Source organism: Bradyrhizobium sp. GCM10028915 (assembly GCF_042666195.1).
GTDB lineage: Bacteria > Pseudomonadota > Alphaproteobacteria > Rhizobiales > Xanthobacteraceae > Bradyrhizobium > Bradyrhizobium canariense_D.
Genome location: NZ_JBHTFN010000014.1, coordinates 1 through 21,906, shown reverse-complemented (window position 1 = coordinate 21,906; position 21,906 = coordinate 1). Strand labels below are relative to the sequence as shown.

The following is a 21,906-nucleotide window of genomic DNA, read 5'->3' as shown; positions in this document are numbered from 1 at the left end:
AAACGGCGGATTGCTTGGAAGGTGGCCGCGGGCGAACGCAGCGACATCTTCGGGACGAATGTCAGGAGCTCACGAACTCAGGGCAGATCCGAAGCCATCGCCTTGAGCCGGCGCTCGCTTTTGCGTGAACCGATCTAATCCGATCCCGCGGGTCCTTTGGAGATTCTACGGCACCTTGCAATCCATCTCAGGTCTCAGGACGACACTCTCCTGTGCCGTCGCTTCGTTGCGCGAGCCAATGAACACTGCCGGTTCTTCGCCTCGGTTCACCGCAACGTGCAACATATTAGCTGGGATGAAAATGTAATCCCCCGGACGCACGGTGTCGCGAAACTGAAGTTGGTCGCCGGTCAACAATTCCATTTCGTCGCCGCTGAGCATATAGAGCGCGGTCTCGTGGTACTCGTGCACGTGTGCCCGCGTGCGCTTGCCAGCCGGAAGCGTGATCAAACCTAGCCAGAGCGATCGTGAGCCCACCGTTTCTGCGCTCACTCCTGGTTGGTAATCGCTGCCTTGTTCCGCGCGATAGCCTGCGCCGTTCTTGACAACAGAGGCTTTATGCACCGCAGCAATCGCGTCGCTGCTCTGGCTGGCTTCAAGGACCGTCATCGAACCCTCCTATGTGATACATCCACGCGCATACATTCTGCCGTTAGCTCTCGAAAAGTCCTGAATGCTGAGCCGAAATCTTCCGAAAATTTGCAAAACACGCTAGTCTCGCGGGATGTCTACAGATTTCTCCTTCGGCCCGTTCGTGCTTGATACCCGACGCGGAAACCTCTTCCGAGATGGCCGGGCCGTACCGATCAGTAACAAGGGCTTTCGGTTGCTTGAGGCACTAATTGGCTCGCCGGGTCGGGTGCTGACAAAAGATGAATTAATGCAGGCCGGCTGGGGCGACACGGCGGTGGAGGAGAGCAACCTCTCGGTTCAGATCGCGGCGCTCAGAAAACAACTCGGCCCTACTGCAGAAGGGGAAGATTGGATCACCACCGTTCCGCGGGTCGGCTACCGGTTCGTTGGGCCTGCAGCAGAGCCGGTGCAACGGATCGCTGAAGCGACCACGTTAGCGGCCGAGCCTCGACCGTCAATCGCTGTGCTTCCGTTCACGAACTCTGGTGGTGAAAAAGAACAGGAATATCTTGCTGACGGCATAACCGAAGATATCATTACTGCTCTGACGCGGTTTCGCTGGCTGTTCGTGATCTCGCGTAACTCAAGCTTTGCCTACAAGCAGAAGCTGATCGGCGCAAAGCAGATTGCGCAGGAGCTCGGCATCGAATATCTGATCGAAGGGAGCGTACGCAAGTCCGCGCAGACGATCCGCGTTTCTGCGCAACTAGTAGAGGCCACCTCAGCAAAGCATATTTGGGCTGAGCGCTATGACCTCGAACTGACCGAGGTGTTTGCAGTTCAAGACGAAATTACAGAACGCGTAGCAGGCGCTATTGAACCGGAGCTGCTCAAGACGGAAGGCGCGCAAGCGGCAGCTCGGCACACCGGCAACGTGACAGCTTGGGACGTCGTGCGGCGCGGGACCTGGCATTTTCATCAGGTGACCCACGAGAATCACCTGAAAGCCCGGGAGCTTTTTCGTGAGGCTGCTAAGCTCGATCCCGAACTTCCGGAGGCGCATCTCTGGCTCGGTCGGGTCAGCGCGGGATTGGTTGCCTATGGCTGGTCGGACGATCGTGTGGCCGACGTGCAGGAGGGCACGCAAGCGGCGTTGAAGGCCGTTCAGCTGGACGCACGAAACCCTTATGCGCACTACTCGCTTGCGATCGTCAGCGCCTATGCAGGCGCGTGCGAGCAGGCAATTAGCGCTGCCAGAAAAGCGGTTGAAATCAGCCCCAGCTTTGCATTAGGCCATCTCGTCCTGGGAATGGCTCTCCTGTTCAGCGGGCGCGCGGCGGACGCAATTGCACCACTTGAATGTGGACTGCGACTGAGCCCGTACGATCCGCAAAATTTCGTCTGGTTCAACCTTCTTGCACTAGGTCGGCTTTTCTCCGGGCACGCGGAAGCCGCTCTGGAAGCAGCTGCTCGCGCTCTACAGATACGGCCGACTTGGCGGACTAGCTTGGAAGTGCTCGCCTGTTGCTACGCGGCGCTTGAAAAGGCGGACGAAGCACAGCGCTGCGTGCAACAAATGCTCGGCAGTTCAGGGCAGCCCGACGGGATACTGGAGCCGCTCAAGGCTCACAATCCGGCGTGGGCAGCGCAGATGATCAGCAGTGTCCAATGGCCGCAGTCTTAGTACTCCAATGTGTCGCGGTAATGTCGCTTTCTGGCGCTTGGTGTCCTCGCCGCCGGCAACACGGCCCGAGAGTTCATCCGCCATCCCGCTCCCCGAGCTTGGGCGGCAGGACGCAGCACTCAGGAAACGCAGCGATTGCGCGAGAGCGCCAGCGCGCCGTACCCTTCACGTCCGTGCAAAAGATGGCACAGGCAGCCAGACAGCAGCTGCTTCGGCTGGCGAACAGAGCGCCGTTAGTAAGCGCAACCTTCCCTGGGGCGTAATCCCGCTTGACCTTCGCTCTGGCCCAGACTGAAGTGCAATTGCTTCAATCAAGGGCTTTCCCCATGGTCTGTTTGGCAGTCTTATTTCTCATTTTGCATTCGTTGAGCCTGGCCAGAGTGTGTTTCGGCATGGAATAAGGACCCCGTTTTCGGGGTGATCGGCATCCAATCGGGACCCCGGGATAAGGGTCCACAGTGGCTTCCATCGAGTCATGGAAGCCGAGGTTGGGATGCTGGTGGTGGAGACGATTGGTAAGATCCGTCGCGCCTACTTTGTTGATGGTCGTCCGATCAAGGCGATCTGCCGAGAACTTGGCGTATCGCGGAAGGTGGTTCGCAAGGTCATTCGTTCTCAAGCGACGGAGTTCCGGTATGAGCGCGCGACGCAGCCGCTCCCGAAGATGGGTCCCTGGAGTGCCGAGCTTGACCGGTTGCTGGCAGGGAATGAGAGCAAGGCGGCGCGGGAACGGCTGACGCTGATCCGGCTATTCGAAGAGCTTCGCGGCCTCGGTTATGCCGGCGGCTATGATGCGGTTCGTCGATACGCACGACGGTGGAGCAAGGAACGCGGCACCTCGACAGCGTCGGCGTATGTGCCGCTGAGCTTTGCACCAGGCGAAGCCTACCAGTTCGACTGGAGCCACGAGGTCGTCCTGCTGAGCGGCACCACGGTGATGGTGAAGGCTGCCCATGTCCGGCTCTGTCACAGCCGCATGCTGTTCGTGCGGGCCTATCCGCGAGAGACGCAGGAGATGGTGTTCGACGCCCACGACCGGGCGTTCGCCCTGTTCAAGGGCACCTGCAGCCGCGGCATCTACGACAACATGAAGACCGCCGTAGAGACGATCTTCGTCGGTAAAGGCCGTCTCTACAATCGCCGCTTCCTGCAGATGTGCAGCCACTATCTGGTCGATCCGGTCGCCTGTACGCCAGCGTCGGGCTGGGAGAAGGGGCAGGTCGAGAACCAGGTCGGGCTGGTCCGGGAGCGCTTCTTCACGCCGCGGCTGCGGTTCAAAAACCTCGACGAGTTAAACGCCTGGCTGCTCGACAAGTGCATCGCCTACGCCAAGGCTCATCGCCATCCGGAGCTGGCCGATCAGACGATCTGGGACGTGTTCGAAGCCGAACGCCCCAAACTCGTTCCCTATGCCGGCCGCTTCGACGGCTTCCATGCGGTGACGGCATCGGTCTCGAAGACCTGCCTGGTGCGCTTCGATAACAACAAGTACTCGGTCGCAGCCAGTGCAGTCGGACGACCGGTCGAGGTTCAAGCCTATGCCGATCGCATCGTGATCCGTCAGGATGGACGTATTGTTGCCGAGCACCCGCGATCCTTTGGCCGCGGCGATACCGTCTACGACCCCTGGCATTATGTGCCGGTGCTCGCCCGCAAACCCGGCGCCTTGCGCAACGGTGCTCCCTTCAAAGACTGGGTGCTGCCGGCCGCGATCGAGCGGATCCGGCGCAAGCTGGCCAGCACCGACGATGGCAATCGGCAGATGGTCGACATCCTCAACGCGGTGCTGACTGACGGTCTGTCCGCGGTGGAAGCGGCTTGTGCCGAAGCGCTCAGTCACAGCGTCCATTCCGCCGATGTCGTTCTCAATATCCTGGCCCGTCAACGTGAACCCGCCCCACCGGCCAACATCATGACGCCGGCCGCACTGACGCTCCGTCATGCACCGATCGCCGATTGTGCCCGCTACGACAACCTCCGGAGGACCATCGATGGAACGAACCCAAATCTTCGACCTCATGGGCGAACTTAAGCTCTACGGCATGAAGGCTGCCTTCGACGAGATCATGGCAACTGCCGTCAAGCGCCAGCACGAGCCTCAACGCATTGTCGGCGACCTGCTCAACGCCGAGATCAACGAGAAGCAAGCCAGGTCGATCAAATACCAGCTCACCATTGCCAAGCTGCCGCTCGCCAAGGACATCGCCGACTTCCAGTTCGACGGCACGCCGATCAATCAGACTCTCGTCAATGATCTCGCTGGCGGCGGCTTCATCGCCCAACAACGCAACGTCGTGCTGGTTGGCGGCACCGGTACAGGCAAAACACACCTGGCCATTGCCATCGCCAGAAGTTGCATCCGCGATGGCGCCAGAGGACGCTTCTACAACGTCGTCGACCTCGTCAACCGGCTCGAGACCGAGACCCGCAACGGTCGGCAGGGACGGCTCGCCGAGCATCTGACCCGCATGGACTTCATCGTTCTCGACGAGCTGGGCTATCTGCCGTTCGCACAATCCGGCGGTCAGCTCCTGTTCCATCTCATCAGCCGGCTCTACGAGCGCACCTCCATCATTGTCACCACCAATCTTGCGTTCGGCGAATGGCCGAGCGTGTTCGGCGACGCCAAAATGACCACCGCGCTACTCGACCGATTGACCCATCACTGCGACATCGTCGAGACCGGCAACGACAGCTGGCGATTCAAAAGCCGCGACGATGTTCAAACAACCCGCGCTCGCGCCGTCTCCGCAACCCCGACCAGCTCCGACGACCCGAGCGCTACCAGCAGAGCACGCCGATCAAAGGGGTCCCTTTTGGATGCCGATAGGGGGTCCCAGTCGAACGCCGATTGACAGGCCAGAGATTGCCCCCGTCGAGCTTAGATCACGGGACCTCAGGGGCATCTAAGCGACATATCTTTAATCGAAAGCGACTCCGAGGCGCCGCCCAGTGCGCCGAACTACCCCGCATTGCCGTTTCGACCCGTCGCTCCGAATGTGGAGAACGAACCGATCAGGAATGAAGAGCGGCGTTACAACCTCCAAAGCCGCACCGGTCGCAGAAAGGTTTTTGACCGTACAATCGATGGCGTCCCCGCCGAACTCAATCGTGCCAGCCTTGAACACGCGACGCCTTACTGCGATTCTTTTCTCGCTCATGCACTCACTCAAGAGTTGGCTTCTCAACAGAAGTTAAGGGCGCCTACCCTGGCGCAGCAACCGCGGTACAATCATGCTAATGGGCAAACGCTAATCCTTTGATACCGCCGGTTAGGACGAGACGTAAAAGTCAGGTTAACATCCCGATAAAGGTACGATTCCGACGCGCTATGCCGCAGACGAGCTGCGGAGGCACACTGCCATGTCACTCGCCGGCTCGACTGCTGGAAGAAACCCAGATTAGGTGCCCCGTGCTAAGATCTCACCACCGCCTTGTTGCCAGCGATTGCACGGTCTTCCTCCCGAGGGGAGACCAAGGATGAGTGGATCGCGCACGGGGGGCTCGGGGCCACGACATAGAAGTCTGGCTGAGATAATCTCTATCCGCTTGCTGCAAACAAGCCCCATCGACCCGGAAGTCCATTGAGCTCATGTACTGCCCGGTTGCCGAACTTCAGTCCCGCCCTGGCTACAAGCTCGGTGACGACGCGAGATACAAGAACCTTCTCGGCCCCGGACTTTGCCATAACACGAGCTGCCGCGTGAACGGCGATGCCGCCGATATCGCGGCCCATGACTTCGATTTCTCCTGTATGCAAACCCGACCGCAGCGGTAAACCAATCTGTTTAGCGGCGGCCGAAAATGCCAGCGCGCATCGCACTCCGCGGCCGGGGCCATCGAAGGTAGCGAGAATACCGTCGCCGGTACTCTTGACCAAGTTGCCGCGGTGTCTTTCGACGATGTGGCGCGCCAGCTGATCGTGATTGTCTAGCAGGCGACGCCAGTTCTGATCACCCATCTCGGCCGCCCGGCGGGTTGAGTCGACGATGTCGGTGAACATCACCGTCGCCAGGATTCGCTCAAGATCTATCGCTTCAGTCTCGCGATCCCGGTGATGAACTCCTCGATGTCACCCAACAGAGCTTCTACGTCGCCTGACCAGAACGCATGGTCGCGGCCGGGATACTCGATATGTTCGCGCCAGGAATTTGTGCCGCGAAATCGCGTCTCATCTGGACCGGAATCGGGTCGGTCGCCCGGTGCAGCACGAGCGTCGGGAGGCGTACTGCTGGAAGGATGTGACCGACGTCGATCTGCAGATTCAATAATTGAATGGCCTTCATTGCTCCGGGGCTGGCCGACACCGCTCGAATTTGGCAAATGCGCTACCGCGTCGGGGTCGGCTGCCTTGCTGGCCATGACGCGCCCGATCTGGGCGCCGGTACCCCACGACTTCATGCGTTCGTGATTTTATTCGTTCTGGATCGGCACTGCGATAAAGATCCGCATAACTGATGAATGCTCCGAACAAGACAAGGTGCGATACACGCTCAGGGCAGGAAACGGCGAACATTGCTCTCATGGCGCCACCCTCGGAAAATCCGAGCGGGGCCGCCCGCGGCGAGCCAATATCGTCCATCACGGCCCGCACTCATCCAGGCGTTGCTCAAGCGTGGGGGCACCGGATATTCTGTCGGATAGCCCCTGGCCACGTTTGTCATGGTAACGCGAGCGAATTTAGAAAGGCGCTGCAGGAAAGCTATATATCCAGGTATTTCATGCAGGAATTCGACGTGCGAGACAACTCCCGGAACCAGGATGATGTCGATGGGGCCGTCACCCATTACTTGATAGCGATGTTAACTTACCCGCTGGCAGCGCAACGCGTTAATGGCTAGTCTGAATAGCTCATCAGATGGCAGCCTCGGCGATGCTGTAATATCCGTTACAATAACACCGGATCGTTCGGCGAGTTCTGCTCTGGGTTAAACGTCGAATTTCACCGGCAGCTCGGCTGTACACTCAACTCCGGACATCGCTCTGCGCTGCACAACTGACGCTTGGTGACAAAAGGCGACATCATCAGCTCATTCTTTCACCCTGACGCTGGCGCGAAAGTCCCAAATGTGTAGTGTTAACCTTCTGCCTCCCTCAAAAGGCAGGCAGTCGGGTGGTCCTCAAAAATTTGGAGTGAGAGGGACCGTTGTGAAACTATCTCGTAGACACTTGCTTCAACTGGTGGCGGCAGCTACCGTCCTCCGCAGTACGCCGCGGATCGCATGGGCTCAAGTCCCATCCGCGCCTGCCACACTATCTCCGACCGGCAAGCTGCGGGTCGCTCTAATTGCCTCCAATCCTGTTCTGGTGACCCGCGGCACCGACGGTTCCCTCAGCGGTGTTTCTGTCTCCGTTGCCCGCACGCTCGCAGCACGTCTTGGCGTAGCGGTCGAACTCAAAGCCTACGACAATCCCGTGCGTTACAACGAAAGTCTCGCGAGCGATGACTGGGACATCGGGCTTGCTGCACGCGATCCATCTCGCGCAGAATACCTTGCTTTTAGCGTGACATTCATGGAAGTAGACAACGGCTATGTCGCGCGCGAAGGAGCAACGCCGACCACCGCAGAGGAGGTCGACCGTGCAGGCGTGAAGGTAGCCGTGGCGCAAGGAAGCGCGCCACACGCCGTTCTGACACGCCTCTTAAAGAATGCAGAGATCATACAGGTGCCCGGCGGATTTGAATCGGCTCGCGAGACGTTGGCAACAGCTAAGGCTGACGTTTACGGTGAGAACCTGCACCTCGCCCACCGCATTGCTGACGCATTGCCTGGAGCACACGTATTACCCGGGCGTTTCAACGTCGTGCAAATGGCAATCGGAGTGCGCAAGCGAGCCGCCTCCGCGCTTTCTACGGTTGACGAACTCGTGACCGAAATGCGGGCGGATGGCACCGTGGAGAAAGCGATTGCCGAAGCCGGGCTGCGCGGCGTTCGGGTTCCGAATTAATTCGCGCCAGTCGTGGAGCTTGGGCCATGAGGGTCCAAAGCTGTCGTGACGGCTCCGAAATTCCCGAAACGCTGCCTTAACCCGAACATCGCGTCATTGCCAACAGCCGACACGAGCATGTCCATTTTGGTCGACCAGGTTGTCTACATTCATATCGGATTTGGCTTTCCCGCCCCCTTGAGGGCGAGGGTCAGTTCTCGGACATCCTTTAATTCTTCGAGGCCATCAACGAGAGACATGACGCGCTCAGCGCCGGCCTTGCCAACGACAGGGACCGAAAAATTCATGAACTTCCGTTCGAGCGACGATCGCGAGAGCGGGCGTTCGGAGTCGCCTTCGGGAACTTCCACGGTGTCCCGCAAGGACTGACCGTCTACGAATACAATCTCAATGTTTGCGCCACGTCCCTTGGGGAGTTTGGCGATGAGTGCCGCCGCCGGCTTCACCGACGTCTTTTCCACCAGGGCCATCACGTCCTGTGCCCGCCAACGATCCTTCTCGAACTGAGCTACGGTCACATCACCGTCGAGAAGAGCCATGGCAAGGCAGACGGGAAGGCTGTGATCGGCCGTCCCCTTTGTCTGCGGCTTGAATTTCGCCGGATCTGCGACTCGCTCGATTATCCCGGGATAGGTCTCAACGGTGATCGTTCTAATATCTTGTGCGCGACCCTTGATCTTCGCAGAGAGCGATGCGCCAGCCTCAACCACGGCCTGCAGCTCGATTTGAACGGGGAAGCGCTTGAACGCCACCCGGGGCAGCCGGTATTGGGCAAGCTCAAGATCAACAGCAAACCCGTCCTTGACGGGCTTTATTTTCGACGCCAGCCATTCCAGCGTGCCGGAAGGGCCAGTAAAACCCTGCGCGGCGAGCCGCGTTGCGAAAACGCCGTCCGCCGCGGTCGCGGCAAGTCCCATGGCTTTCATCATGCTGATCGCGCCACTATTGACGACAAAGCTTGTGAAGCCACGGGCGCCTGAAATTCCAACCGCGTTGGCGATGGCTTGCTTAGGCAGTCCCCAGATCTTACCCGCAATCAGGGGGATACCGTAGGAAGCGGCACACAAGGGGTGAAAACCACGTTCAATGAAGGAAATTGCGTCGTTGACGCGCATGCTGGCTTCGTAGCCCGCGACGATCGCCTCGACGAGGTCACGGCCGTTTCGTGCATTCTCCTCGCAGAGCGCAATGGCCGTCGGAAGCACCTCACTCGGATGAAGTGCCTCGGTGCCGATATAGGTATCGTTCAGGTCGAGCGAGCGGACGAGGACGCCGTTGACGAACAGTGCGCCTTCTACGGTCGCGGAGTGCGGATAGCCGATCACAGTGGCGGTGTTGCCGTCTCCGAACGTTTTGCGAATTGTCGCCTCGGCTATATTTGCAGGCTCGCTTCCTACGGATCCGAATGCGCATCCGAGCGTGTCGAGAAGCACCCGCTTGGCCGCTGCGATGACCTCCGCAGGCAGCCCTTCATACTTGATCGAAAGTGCAAATTCGGCCAAATTCTGCTCACCGGTGGCCTTCCGCCTATCGCCCTCGCCAGCGGCAAGCGCTGAACGGACAAAACGATAACCGTCCCCCCGACCGTTCTCCAGAAGGAGATATGCGGAAACGCCAGCTGCGGTTCGCGTCAGAAAGTCACGCCGTCTCATGAATGTCTCCATTACGAGTTTTGCTACGACAGTCCTGGCCAGCAACCGTCCGGTTAGTAATCCGCCGTTGCATGCCAGAAGGACTTCAACGAAGGACCGGGTCTATTCGATCACCTCATCGGCGCGGGCAAGTAGTGACGCCGGTAAGGCGAGGCTTAGGGCCTTCGCTGTTCTGAGGTTCACGACCAACTCGAACCGGGCCGGGCGTTCGATGGGTATGTCGGCGGGCCGCGCTCCTTTAAGAATTTTGTCCACGTAGACAGCGACACGTCCCATGATTTCGGCGGTGTTCGGGCCATATGACAGCAACAGACCGTCTCTTGTCCAATCTCCCCAGCTGCCGATTGCTGGCATCCCGGAATTTGCGGCGAACGCGAGTATCTTCTTACGCTGTGTGAAAAGCAGTCTCGTCGAGACAACGATCAGCCCGTCTGCATGCTGATCAAGTGCAGATACAAATGCGCCATCAAAATCACCTGCGCCCCGCACCTCCAGGGATTGAACCTCCACGCCTTCCAAGTCCGCAGCTCTCTTAGTTTCCCGAAACTCTGGATCTGCATGGGTCGGGTTCCAGAGAACCGCTACGCGTCTCAATTTAGGCACCGCCTCTTTGAGGAGCGAGAGCATCTTCCCCGCTAAATCATCATAAATCAGGGTGAGACCGGTTACGTTGCCGCCCGGTTGCCTGATACTGCTTACAAGTCCAGTTTGTACGGGGTCGTTACTGACCATCACGACGATCGGAATAGAAGTCGCTGCTTGCTTGGCGTGGGGGGCAACATCACCTCCGTACGCAAAGATCACGTCCGGCTTGCGATCGACTAAGGCAGCGGCCAACTCGGGTAATCGCTTGGATCGACCATCTGCAAAGGCAAAATCGACAATGATGTTTTTCCCGTCTATATAACCGAATGTCTTCAGATTATCCAAGAATGGACTTATTGGCTCAGTTTGCGGCGAGTTGAACAGCAAGACCCCAATGCGACGAGGACGCGTCGATTGCTGTGCAAACGACCGGACGTCGGCCGCCAACGCGACCACCGTGACGGCGGACGCTGCCCTTATGAAATCCCGCCGCCGCATCTGCGCCCTCCATCCGAGGGATGAATATGCGCCGCAGCGAGTCATAATAATAGCGCGGATAACGAGATCGCGCGGCAAAATCCAATTCGACCGATGCGAAGATCGGTCGTCGCTTTTGGGAGCTAGTTCCGGTCGACGCCGAACAACGGGCATAACAAGACGATCCGCTGGCTCCGTTTTGTGCCAGAAGCGTCATTCGTGTTGTTAACTTGCTCGGTACGTATATCTTCCGTTGATTGCAGCAGCTGCTCCGTTCGACGAGGAGATAGCGCATGAGAGAGACCTCGCGACGTCTTCAGGAGGTCGCGCAAGGCTGCTCCGTGTGGGCGGCGACGAGTTCTGGCATCACGGACCAGGTGCCCTTGTCGGCAAGCGCGGAACTACTGGCCACCAGGACGCGGGTGACGTTCCAGCATGCAATCGAAGTCGACGGGCATCGGTGTGACCTTGCCAAAGTACTCGTTGTTTCCGAGTGCTTGTTGAGCTTTGCTGCCATTTCGTCTGCCGACGCCAAGGGCTGTATCAAGGTGCGGTCGTAAGGCGGCATCGCCAGCCACGTGGCAGGACAAGGTCGGAGCTGCGGCCGACTGCGCCAGAGACCATCATGAGGCAAACAAGCCGCAAAACCGACAATCCTAGCTGTCAGACACCGGCGCAACGAAAGCAGTCGAGCTTGGCGGAACACGCGGGGTTTGGGTTATCCGCCCGTCACCTGCGAACAACTTGTCACGAAAAACGAATGATCGCACTTCCAGCCAGAACCCAACTTCGTTTCTGCGCTACGCGGTATAACAGCTGCGCCGGCTGCCAACAGAAGGGCACTGAGGACGATCGCTCGAGCGTAGCTCCAGATCCCGGCATGACGTCTTCTCCTCAATTCGATGCAAGGATAATCGGCCCAATTTGCTTCTAGCAGATGTCGTGCCCGCGCACTTAGGTTTCAGCTGTGTTGCGTTGGCCTAAATTTGACGGCTGTGATGCGACCCGGCCCGCCATCGAGATAGAAGAAGCGGCGAACGATGAGTCTTCGCAGGCGGCGAACGCCAACGTCTGATCCACGTCTCAGAGCACTAAGCAGCTCTAGTTCAGCTGTTTGGCCGCAGGCGCATGCCCAATGAGGACACGAGATTAGCTCCGTCCCTGTCATCCGTGGATCAAGGCATAGCAGCCATTGCTGTGAAGGCTTCATCGAGTGCTGCGGCGGCCAGGTAAAGGAAGGCAACCAAGATCATCGCAAGAACTGCATATCCTGTAATGATGCGGCCATCGTAACTTCGTGTGCTGAGAGAAGACGGGAATGAGCATTCGCAGCTGAACTCATGACCATCTCTCCTTTCACTTGGAGTGCTAATCTTAAGGCTTGAAAACATAGTGTTTCGGGTGATGATCCACACCCAACGAGGCTTGCTGCTCTCCGGAGCTCTGAGGCAATATGCGTTGGTGGACACCGATCGCCGCGACGTTCGTCTTACCTGACGTCATCGGACTACCCGTATGAAAGTACGCCGGAGGAATTGCCATGACGACTGCTGTGCTTCGCGTGCCAACTTGCGTGACGGTATTATTCTTGCTCCTGATCATGATTTCCGTCGCTTGCGCCGCGGATCAGACGATCACTCTTAGGCTCGGCGCTCCGACGACGCTTTCGCTTGAAAGATCTTTCGAGACGGTGCTGATCGGCGATCCGAAAATCGTTGATATTCATACGCTCGAACATAGCCGGGTCACACTGGAACCCTTAAACCTTGGAGCAACAAATCTCATTTTCTTAGACGACGCAGGCATTGCGATCACCAACGCAAGAATCGTGGTGATTGGCCCAAGCCATATCTGAATGAGAAGCCGGCAGAACATAGACCGTCTACGATCCCGAATCCCGCGATCCAAACGGGTCTATGGCCCCGGTTTGCCCCTGAACTCCGAACTGTTAGTCTACCGCTCGCTCGAGGCATGCCACTGAACGAATAGGCCAATTCTCACATCCGCGCGTAATCACCGTGCAGCGTATGGTCGCTATTGAGCTGCCTGAACGATACGAGGACCTGGTCCAATCGTAATGCCCCCCTCGGCTCACCCTACAGGCGCTCGGCTACGCAGGCCGACACCTCCTACACTATTGAAACCCTCGGACCGACCAGTTGGAGCAACTCCACAGGCTCGAAAAATTGAGCCAGGGCTCGCCCCCCGCCGACGCTCGTCTGGAGTGGCCATGACATCACCGCGGCGTTCAGCGGGATAATTTGGAAAGGCTCAGCATAGGCGAAGATAAGGACGGCTTTTCGCTATGCCGGAGATGAATTTCAGCGTGAGCGACACGGCTTCCTTTGTAAGATACGGCACGACGCCGAGCCCTTGAAAGAATGCCGGCTGGACGGTCTGAACCCGGCCTCGTCCGGCCTTCCGAGAGCCCTTCCCATTGGAAGTCATCGGCTGCAAAGACAAGTGACTGCGGCTCGATAAGTCCTACCCTCCATGAATGCTCCGGGTTGCTTCCAGCTGGAGCGGTTGCCGCGGTCGGACTTGCACTCATTGGAAACCGCCGCCTTGTCACGGAGCACGCCAATATCAGAAGCCAGTCCTTCCCCGTGTAACTCACCTGCGATAAATGGGGGAGACGCCGTTCGGGAGGCTTTTGTTTGGGCGCATCGCAGCACCGGAACTTAGCCGAAGTCTTGTGGGATAAGATGCGGCTTGTCGTTACGCCGTTTCAAAAGCGATGCAGGGCGTAGGACCACAGTGGCAATGTCAAAAAAGAAAAGGATAGGCTGTCCGGAGTACAATAAAGAGGTTGACTCGCTCGACTGGGGGCTGAGAAATCTCGTCTGACCTCCGACGCCTGATGGGCACTGAGCCAGCCCGTGATGCGCGGTTTTGCTCTTGGGCTAATGTGGCTTGCAAAACGGCTCCTGCGGGAGGAACCCGGGGATAAGTTCGCGAACGTCTTGACCTTGTGATTAGCTCCTGGGCGGGAATTTATCCTTCGCTCATTGTTTCTCTTCCGGTTCGGCAGACGATCGTAGAATCTCCGCCGGCAAAACTGCGGTGCATTCACCGGCCCATATCTTCGTCCCCCGGACAGAGCCGACGAGTTTACAGCCCATCGCTGCCTGTGGCCTGAGTTGGACAGCGGGCTTGTTCGCTTCCTTCGGTGGAGCGGTTTGCGCGAGGGCACTGGTCGCAACGAGCACAGCCGAGAGGCCGACTAGGAATCTCATACGATCGGTCCTTTGCTTGAAGACTGCCTGTTTTAGCCCGAGCTCGACCAGCCTGCCTATACTATTTAAACCGCTGATCCTTCCGACCTGCCTTTTGTCTAGCCTCTTGCCCGCGTCCCAAGCCTTTTGCTCGTGATCGGCGGCATCGCTGAAACCGGTTGCAACGCTTTCGGCTGTGCATCTGGTACTCGGCGGGATGCCGCAGATTCTGCCGATGTCTGCCCAGCCGACGCAGCGGCCCGACGGCCCGCGATAACCAGGGCCACCCCGATCGCCGCACGCGGCAAAGGTTGTCGTCGTTTGACTCAGAAGCAGCACTAAGCGGATTCCAGCCCGCATCGCTCCCTCTCCCCAGAGGGCGAATTCTATAACATAGGCGTGGAAAAATATCAGGGACTCCGCGCGGGCTTCATTTGCCTTTCTTGAGACCGAGCTCCACAAGGCGGCGGCTGGCCTCGGAGCGGCTAAGCTCAGTTGCCGCCACAGGCGGGTTTTGTCCCATGATGAGCGTCACGCCAAACAAAATCTTAAGCCGACGCATAAAGACCGGCTTAGATCCAGAGGCCTTCTTTAAACGAGGAGCGGTACGCTCCTCATCATGCCCGTCGCTCCAGTTTCAGACCAGCCACGGTTCAAGTTCGTGTGTGAGCAGTGCGGTAGCCTGTCTATCATATTACCGCCGCGCGAAGCACCAAGCACAGCTCCCGTGCTCTGTGGGGGATGTGACTGCGCCAGGGGCACACTTGCTGAGCTTCGCAAGCTTGCTAAGGACGGAAGCCCCACTCCCGAACTGTAAATGCCCGGTGGCTGCACCGTGCAGACTTGGCCGCTCAACAGAAAGCAGAGCCAAGCCAACCAGGTTGCCTTATGGTGTTGCGAAGCAATGAAAGCGGAACGTACCGACATTGCAGCAATTATCTCGAGATGAGCGGCCGGGTTAATTTACGAGAGTAGTGATGGTGACAGCTGGTTTTTGGCGCGTCACCCCTTTTCGAACACGCTGATGGTCAAGCATCAACCCGATCCCAGTTCAGGCTGTCTAGTTTCGTACATTGAGATCGGAAGGTTTCTTCGCCAAGGCGCACACGGCCCAGAGCAGCAGGACCTGCTCAAATTAATAAATTCGTTGATCAGGAATTGATCGAACGCGCGCCGTGTTTCACATCAGAACAAGATGTTGGTACGTAACATGCCGCAAAGAGTCTTCGTCGAAGGGATATCAAGTGCCGCCGCCGAGAGTGCCGGCCCGCCGGCGTGAAGCAGCGGCCAAGCTCATGGTCGCATGAAACCGTTTGCCACCCTGCGCGAAATACCCTGAAACAGAACTTGTTCGAGATTAGGGCCACTGAACGCGGGGAATGCCGATATGCTAGTCCTGATGAACCTGATCTGGCGGCGCCTTGCTTACACAATGCTGGCCGGTACGCGGTCAAAGCTTGTTAAGCAATAGAGCAGGCCGGGCCGATGGCGACTTTTTGAGCGCGCCTACTAGCGCCTGCGCTCTGCCCGAGCGTCGATAAACTTGGCCGCTGCGAACGTGAGGGTCGGGACGGCAATACACCAATAGTAACCGAAACAGATCACCCGAACCAGGCGCAAAAGGAGGGTCTACCGGCACCCAAGGAACCGACGCCGGCCCGCCCCGTTGAATTTTCATCGCGGGAGAAGGCCCATGGTCAGAACCAGCATGTTGTTAGCCGGTCTGCTCGTCAGCTTCTCCGCGCATGCGAGAGCCGCGGAGGATTGGAAAAATCGGCTCAATCCCACTGAGCGCGCGTGTCTTGAGCGGATAGAAACCACGGAGGGGCAAATATCAGGGATTAGGACAGTGCAGGCAATCGACCGTCCGGGAGCCTTTAGCCTGCTGTTGGAGGTCGATCGTGCTGGTGGACCTGTCAAACTCCGATGCCAGGGGACTATGCGACCCGGAGGCGAGCAGGTGACGGACGTGACAAGAGAGTAACCGCGCATCGAGTTTTGATCTTCGAGAAATCCACGCCGTAGCGGGCCAACCGGTTCGGCCCTTAAGGACCACCGTGAGGGCTCCAAAGGCGACCATAGCGGTATCAATCCAAGGCACACTACAGTTTACCAAAGGGTACATTTGTCCAATGAGCAGACCGATACAAGGCTATGTTCGCGCTGACGTGCCGTTAAAAGTGTTGGATACGGCCGTGCATAAGTCCGCCGCTGATCCCCTAGCCGGCTTTCTGGAGATTTCGACCGAGGATGGCGTGCTCCGGCTTGCGCTGAGCGGGGACGCGGCCGAAGACCTGCGGATCGATTTGGATCAATTCTTGGCTGAGGAAAAAGAGCGTAGCCCTAACATCGGTTGATGGGAAGGCAATGGCTACCAAAAGCAGCAATATCAAAGTCGGGTTTAGGTTCGAAATGAAAGGCTGCAAAATGAAAGCGCTCAGTCTTGGGCTGTTGTTGGCGACAGCAGCGTTTTCCAATTCTCACGCACAACGCTCTCCGGACTCGCTGCCGCCCATCACAGTAGATTGCTACCAGTCATTTGCCTCCAAGGCGCAACTGCTACAACTTCCTTCCAACGAAGTAGCTCTGGATGCAGGCAACTTCGAGCCGCCGCCGATACGCTATCGACTTCAAGGGGTGGAAAAAAACAATCCTGAAGATAATTAAGGACCCAGATCGGCCCGCATTTCGCACCGAGCATGGCAAAAGCGTCTGGGAAATGGCGAGGGATTTTACAAACAGCCATAAGCTTGTGGGTTGGCGAGAGCAGCTTTCTGGCGGACGCCTAAGGCTGTACACATTCGACTTCGAGGACCTGTTGTTCACTACCGTAGACAGTCCTGTCAGTTCTTCCCCAGCGGGAATCGAATTGCACGTTATGAGATGCCGCCAGGCGACTTGAACTCGGGCAGCCACATGCGTAGCTCAGCAAAATGAACATAATTGGAGCGAAGGATGGATTTCGAGAAGCAAACAAGGATGATTCCGTCCTCAGCAAATTCTGTCGATCAGCCCAAGGAAGTATCGCTCTTCGATGCTGTGCGAAAATGGACAAGGCTGAAAACCCGCGTGCATTCTCGATTGAGTTAGACGGTAAGCGCCTAACGCCCGACGAAATCCAGAAGATTGCCCATTCGGAGCCTACAAAGGATCGGCTGTTGGCATTCAATGAAAGGCTCGCTTGATGTCACGAGCACGCGACCGAGTTTGCGTGGCTTGAAGCTTTATCTGAAGCCGCTATCCCAAGACGGCTTTGTCAGGCGCGGCGCAAATATCCGCTCGCGCGACACCCGCTGGCATCATTCATATTTGCGCGAAATAGCCACCGGGTAGGCAGCGCTGATCTGAGCGGCAGAGACGAAGGGTGGTTTCGCATCCAGTTGGGTAGCACCCTCGGTGAGAGCGCGGGTCAGTCACAAATCCTCGACGGATTGTGCGCTCTCTATCGTAAGCGCTGTTTCGGTGCCACCTTCCATTGAAGGCGTCGAGCGAGGAATGATCGATCTCTGATTGGAGATCGGCTTGTGTCTAAGTTTGACCATATGCTTGAGCCTAGGACCTCGGTTCGTCGGGTCGAGGTCATCACGGAGAGCGGCCGACGCCGGCAGTTCTCGGCCGACAAAGGCGCATTCTAAAGCTGATGCGCAAAGGTTGGGTTGAGACGAAGCCGGCAAGGGCCTACGGAAGTACCAGATCACCTCCAAGGGCGAAGAGGCGTTAAAAGCCAAGATGCGGACGTATTGACGGACGGGCAGAGCGCCGTGTCAACGAGCTGCCGTTCCCTTCTGGCTCCATCTCACGCGACGCACTGGAATGCTGGCCAGCGGCTGCGCAGCCGATCGGCAGAATGACCTTCTTTACTTCAACAACTGAGCAAAGAGCTGCCCACTCCTTCTACTCGCGCGACCCTGCTGCCTTTGAAACCGATGCAAGCGAGCGTAAACCGCTTGCCGAGTTCGGCCCAGCCGCTCGGCAGCGAACTCAGCTGTCGCCCCTGCCTCGAACAGCGAGAGCAACTCCGCTTCTTCGGCGGGCAACCATCGGCGCGTCAAGGAACGATTGTTCGTCATTCGCGAGCCTGCAACGCTCAAAGGCGGGGCGGCGCTGGCCGCCGCGGCTGGTCAGGAATTCGGCTTGGCCGTTCGAGCCGCGTAGGCGCCGGCAAGCGGCTGGGCTCCGGCAATCGACTATCGCGCACCATCCACGCCGCTAAGCGAGCATAGCTTCGCCTAAGCGCGGGAACGAACCAACCGGATGCGTCCTCGTGATCCATGCCGCAGGACAATACCCATGAACCATTTAGAAAAGATTGCTGGCTGTTCCCGCCGTAACTGATCGTAAACGATGCGGTGGCAACAAACGGCCATGGAAGCCGAACGCCCGCTTGAAACGACAAGTCAAGACATCGGTCAGCAGGAAAAGCGCATGCCGATCTTTAATCAGCATCACCGGCAAATGCTCGATCCTCTTCGTGACCGCGATTGGGTGTCTGTTTCGAAGCTTCCCGATCAACCAGGAACAAGGCTCGCTCTTTTGCGAAACGGATGGATGGAGCAACGCTCAACGGGCGAAGGTGTCGAATATCGTATGACCGAAGCCGGCCTGACAGAACTTAGCCGGCCCCGATAGCCCGCGAACTGGTGGGAAACGACGAACGTCTCGAACGCCAAAACGCGTCGCAGCGGTGCCGGTCAAAAACGGAAGCATTTGGCGCCCTTCACCGCGAGCTGTGACTGCGCGAGCCTCCCTAGCCAGATCGCTTTGCCAATTCGGCCACGATCAAATCCCTCTCCTGTAAATAAGCCTTTTGGTTCTCAATCAGGATGTCGAGAATGGAGAACGCAAGAGCTAGATCGCGTCCTTCGCGCTTGCGCTGGGCGATGACCCTCTCCTGCTGCCTGATATGTTGCTCGCCTTCCCGGAGACGGCGCTCAGCTAGGGTCAAACGCTGGGCCAGCCGCCAAAGCGGCCGCTCCTGCCTTCGCTCAGGCTCGAAGCGAGCGAGACGGCGCGAACCACACCAAACCTCGACATGGTCGTCCGCCACGGCGGCGGAGCCTAGCTGTAGAGCCTCATCGGCGTTGTTGCAGTCGATCTCTTGCGCGTTCAGTGTCCTGCCGTCGTCGTCGACCGTGAAGATGTAGCAGCGCATCGAACTTTGCAGCTGGTGTTCAGTCAGGAATTCGGACGCGGGCCTAGACGCTCCTCGGCATTCACCGGTTAAAACATTCCGGTGCCCCTTCTCGTTCCCGAATTAACTTCCAGCGCGGATATCAAGCTTAACTTGAAGCTTCGGTTGCGGCGACGCGTAGGCGGGATAGCTTTTGCACACCGGACATTGCCCCGTCCGGGAACATCCAGGCGGAGCCGTCGCGCCATCCTATTCGACGCGGCGGCTCTCGTTTTATCGGCGCGAGGCCGCCTCATGCGCAGACTGCTATTGGTCATGTTCGGCGTCTGTTTTTGGGTCGCCTTGCTGGCGACGATCGTCATAACGATCGCATGCCTTGGCGCCGATGCGAAAGAGCGCCGCGCGCAGAGTGTCGCCGCTCAGCACTCAAAGACCCGCTGACTCCGCTACAAATCGGAGCGACTTCGGCCGGATCTCGGGGCAATTACGCGCCCTTGGCGGTTCATCTATACGGGTGGCGCCATGCACATCCACCTCGCCTCGCAGTCCATCGAAGCCGTCGCCACCACCATGTCTGGCGCTGGCGGCAACGACCAGACGCCGCCGATCGGGCTTCACAGGTCGGCCCACGGCTCGAGTCCTTCATGCGGGCTGTAACGTAGCCATGCGCGCTGAGAACGGAACTCATCGGCTCTCATCGAGGCTCTCGCGCGGGCCAATTAGGAGGCGACCAGACGGTCCTGAGAAAACAACATCGAGCGGCGGCGGATGTTCGTCGAGGCAGGTTTCATCGGCCTGCACGTGGGACACGCTGTCCGGAGCGGAATAAAGTACAGCCATTCCGCTGGCGGCTGAGTATCAAACGATACTTACGCCGCCATCGGCCGTGCTATCCTACCGCCGCTTTGGGAAACGTCGAATGGTAGATCGTCTTAAGAACTCACTCGCCGAACTGGAGCCGCCTACCTGCATGAGGTGCAGGATCGAGATGCGATGGTTCATGTCGAAACTGGAGCGCCAACAGCCCGTCACTACGATCATCCATCGCTTTGTGTGTCCCGGCTGCGAAGGCGTGACCGAAAGCGAGACCGAGTTCAAGCCGCTCAGGGTTCTGCCTGACGCTCGCGGCGCCGAGAACAGCGCGCACGCGGCCTGAAGCGGTATCAACGCACTGCATTCGGCAGGCCGGAACGACGCTGCACCCTTGCCCGGAACACCGCGGCTGGGCGGCACGTTGGTCTTCCATGGAAGCCTTTCTGCACCGCCTCTTCACCGCCAAGTCAAACTTCCCGATCTGGGTGCGCTACGTTCTCACCCTCGGCCTCGTCGGTATCGCCTTTTTCGCCAGGGTCATGGCGGACGAATACCTCCGATCCTATCCGCTCCTGCTTTTCATTCCCGCCATCTTCTTGTCATCCGTCCTTTTCGGTCGCGGATGTGGAATTGTTGCGACCACTGCGGCGGCCGTTCTCGCCGTTACGTACCTCATACCCAGGCCGGCCACGGCCGCCGCCATCCCGCTCGTCCTGTTCATCATCACCGGATTCTGTATCGCTGCCATCACCGAGCTCCTTAGGACCACGTTGCACAAGCTCTCGGAAGCCAAGCGCTATGGAGACGTTCTGCTCCAGGAGCTCGCACATCGAACGCGGAACGACCTCGCTACCATCGTCTCTATCCTCCGGCTGCAGGCTCGCTCCGAAACCGACCCGGCCGTGCAGAGGGCGATTGCGTCCGCGGTAAGCCGGGTGGACGTCGTCGCGAAGGTGCACGACCGGTTGCGCGAGACGGCGGACACCAGTCGGATCGCGCTGGCGCCGTACATCGAGTCCTTGTGCGCCAGCCTTGCGGATTTTCACCGTGGCGTGCGCACGATCTCGATCCGGGTCCGCTGCGAGGACATCTGGGTGCGGAGTTCGCAGGCGGCCTCGATCGGGCTGATCGTCAACGAACTGGTGACAAACTGCTTCAAGTACGCATTTCCCGAGGGCCGACACGGCTCGGTGGAGGTCGAGCTGCGAGCCAAGGAAAACCACGTTCTGGTGTCGGTCAGGGACGACGGAATCGGTTGCTCCGCGGAAGCGAAGAGCGGACTGGGCACTCGGCTCATCAACCTCCTCGCCACCCAGATGAAGGGCACCGTCGCGAGGAAGCCTCTTCCGCAAGGCTGCGAAGTGCAAGTCTCGGTCGCGCTCGACAGCTGAAGACCGCGATGCATTTTCGGATTTGCCCTGCAACCATGGACGGCTTGTGGCGTAGATGATGTCGGAGCTTGCGAGAACACTATGGTCGATCGATCACCAAAACACGCCGAGGAACTGGACCGATTCCGCAGACTTCACGCGGAGACGACCGATCCTTTGGCCGCACGGCTGCTGCAGGACATCATAGCGGAACTCGAGGCAGATCTGGATCCGACGAGGCAGGAGACCGGCTCGAGGGCGGAACGCGGCTAGGGCATTTACTCATCAAGTCGGTTGGCGGCCTTATGTCCGTTTACCCCCGACATCGGCCGAAGAGCGAATGGCCTCCCAGGTGCGGCGCGGCAATCAGGATGGAAGTGCAGCGTCAATCAGGATGAGAGAGCTTCGCCGGGCTCGTGACGCAGGGAGGGCGTAGCCCGACCGGAGTTACGAGCCC

General features: G+C 58.5%; 18 protein-coding genes. 11 read left to right on the top strand and 7 right to left on the bottom strand.

Annotation, left to right across the window (positions count from 1 at the left end):
- Window positions 1-165: 165 nt before the first annotated feature.
- Window positions 166-609, bottom strand: a complete 444-nt coding sequence (locus ACFQX9_RS11275) for a cupin domain-containing protein (RefSeq protein ID WP_377788464.1) — start codon at window positions 607-609, stop codon at window positions 166-168.
- A 115-nt stretch (window positions 610-724) separates the two neighbouring features.
- Here ACFQX9_RS11275 and ACFQX9_RS11270 point away from each other — a divergent pair, with 115 nt between their 5' ends.
- From ACFQX9_RS11270 to istB, 3 genes are all read left to right on the top strand, one after another.
- Window positions 725-2,257 carry a winged helix-turn-helix domain-containing tetratricopeptide repeat protein gene (locus ACFQX9_RS11270; RefSeq protein WP_377788461.1) on the top strand — a complete coding sequence of 511 codons (1,533 nt, stop codon included), beginning with the start codon at window positions 725-727 and terminating at the stop codon, window positions 2,255-2,257.
- A 493-nt stretch (window positions 2,258-2,750) separates the two neighbouring features.
- A complete protein-coding gene (gene istA, locus ACFQX9_RS11265) occupies window positions 2,751-4,289 on the top strand; it encodes an IS21 family transposase (protein ID WP_377788458.1) in 1,539 nt (512 codons plus the stop codon).
- Entirely contained in the window at window positions 4,249-5,112 is an 864-nt protein-coding gene (gene istB, locus ACFQX9_RS11260) for an IS21-like element helper ATPase IstB (RefSeq protein WP_166107168.1), read from the top strand. The genes istA and istB overlap by 41 nt, the downstream gene beginning before the upstream one ends.
- 66 nt (window positions 5,113-5,178) lie before the next feature.
- Here the strand turns inward: istB and ACFQX9_RS11255 are convergent, their stop codons facing one another.
- The 3 genes from ACFQX9_RS11255 to ACFQX9_RS11245 form a co-directional block, all read right to left on the bottom strand.
- On the bottom strand, window positions 5,179-5,418 hold the full coding sequence (locus ACFQX9_RS11255) for a PilZ domain-containing protein (protein ID WP_063994993.1): 240 nt from the start codon (window positions 5,416-5,418) through the stop codon (window positions 5,179-5,181).
- Window positions 5,419-5,798: 380 nt separating this feature from the next.
- Window positions 5,799-6,260: an adenylate/guanylate cyclase domain-containing protein gene (locus tag ACFQX9_RS11250; RefSeq protein ID WP_377788453.1), complete on the bottom strand. Its 462-nt coding sequence runs from the start codon at window positions 6,258-6,260 to the stop codon at window positions 5,799-5,801.
- 85 nt (window positions 6,261-6,345) lie between these two features.
- Window positions 6,346-6,543: a lysophospholipase gene (locus ACFQX9_RS11245; protein ID WP_245313319.1), complete on the bottom strand. Its 198-nt coding sequence runs from the start codon at window positions 6,541-6,543 to the stop codon at window positions 6,346-6,348.
- Between the two features lie 781 nt (window positions 6,544-7,324).
- On the opposite strand from ACFQX9_RS11245, the gene ACFQX9_RS11240 reads away from it, so the two are divergent.
- Window positions 7,325-8,206: a transporter substrate-binding domain-containing protein gene (locus ACFQX9_RS11240; protein WP_377788449.1), complete on the top strand. Its 882-nt coding sequence runs from the start codon at window positions 7,325-7,327 to the stop codon at window positions 8,204-8,206.
- Between the two features lie 149 nt (window positions 8,207-8,355).
- On the opposite strand, the gene ACFQX9_RS11235 is transcribed toward ACFQX9_RS11240, so the two are convergent.
- Window positions 8,356-9,858, bottom strand: coding sequence for an MmgE/PrpD family protein (locus tag ACFQX9_RS11235; protein WP_377788446.1), 1,503 nt, complete (start codon window positions 9,856-9,858; stop codon window positions 8,356-8,358).
- A gap of 102 nt (window positions 9,859-9,960) precedes the next feature.
- Window positions 9,961-10,788, bottom strand: a complete 828-nt coding sequence (locus ACFQX9_RS11230) for an ABC transporter substrate-binding protein (protein ID WP_377788443.1) — start codon at window positions 10,786-10,788, stop codon at window positions 9,961-9,963.
- A 1,672-nt stretch (window positions 10,789-12,460) separates the two neighbouring features.
- Here ACFQX9_RS11230 and ACFQX9_RS11225 point away from each other — a divergent pair.
- The 4 genes from ACFQX9_RS11225 to ACFQX9_RS11210 all read left to right on the top strand — a co-directional run bounded on the left by ACFQX9_RS11225 (window position 12,461) and on the right by ACFQX9_RS11210 (window position 18,764).
- Entirely contained in the window at window positions 12,461-12,775 is a 315-nt protein-coding gene (locus ACFQX9_RS11225) for a pilus assembly protein N-terminal domain-containing protein (protein WP_063994988.1), read from the top strand.
- Between the two features lie 3,492 nt (window positions 12,776-16,267).
- On the top strand, window positions 16,268-16,492 hold the full coding sequence (locus ACFQX9_RS11220; RefSeq protein ID WP_063994985.1) for a hypothetical protein: 225 nt from the start codon (window positions 16,268-16,270) through the stop codon (window positions 16,490-16,492).
- A gap of 10 nt (window positions 16,493-16,502) precedes the next feature.
- Window positions 16,503-16,802 carry a hypothetical protein gene (locus ACFQX9_RS11215; RefSeq protein WP_377788438.1) on the top strand — a complete coding sequence of 100 codons (300 nt, stop codon included), beginning with the start codon at window positions 16,503-16,505 and terminating at the stop codon, window positions 16,800-16,802.
- Between the two features lie 1,698 nt (window positions 16,803-18,500).
- A complete protein-coding gene (locus ACFQX9_RS11210) occupies window positions 18,501-18,764 on the top strand; it encodes a hypothetical protein (RefSeq protein WP_156526996.1) in 264 nt (87 codons plus the stop codon).
- A 118-nt stretch (window positions 18,765-18,882) separates the two neighbouring features.
- Here ACFQX9_RS11210 and ACFQX9_RS11205 read toward each other — a convergent pair whose 3' ends face one another.
- Window positions 18,883-19,287, bottom strand: coding sequence for a hypothetical protein (locus tag ACFQX9_RS11205; protein WP_377788435.1), 405 nt, complete (start codon window positions 19,285-19,287; stop codon window positions 18,883-18,885).
- Window positions 19,288-19,560: 273 nt separating this feature from the next.
- On the opposite strand from ACFQX9_RS11205, the gene ACFQX9_RS11200 reads away from it, so the two are divergent.
- From ACFQX9_RS11200 to ACFQX9_RS11190, 3 genes are all read left to right on the top strand, one after another.
- Window positions 19,561-19,707, top strand: coding sequence for a hypothetical protein (locus ACFQX9_RS11200; protein ID WP_377788432.1), 147 nt, complete (start codon window positions 19,561-19,563; stop codon window positions 19,705-19,707).
- A gap of 559 nt (window positions 19,708-20,266) precedes the next feature.
- Window positions 20,267-20,422, top strand: a complete 156-nt coding sequence (locus ACFQX9_RS11195) for a hypothetical protein (protein WP_377788429.1) — start codon at window positions 20,267-20,269, stop codon at window positions 20,420-20,422.
- Between the two features lie 88 nt (window positions 20,423-20,510).
- Window positions 20,511-21,470, top strand: coding sequence for a sensor histidine kinase (locus ACFQX9_RS11190; RefSeq protein WP_377788426.1), 960 nt, complete (start codon window positions 20,511-20,513; stop codon window positions 21,468-21,470).
- Window positions 21,471-21,906 lie beyond the last annotated feature (436 nt).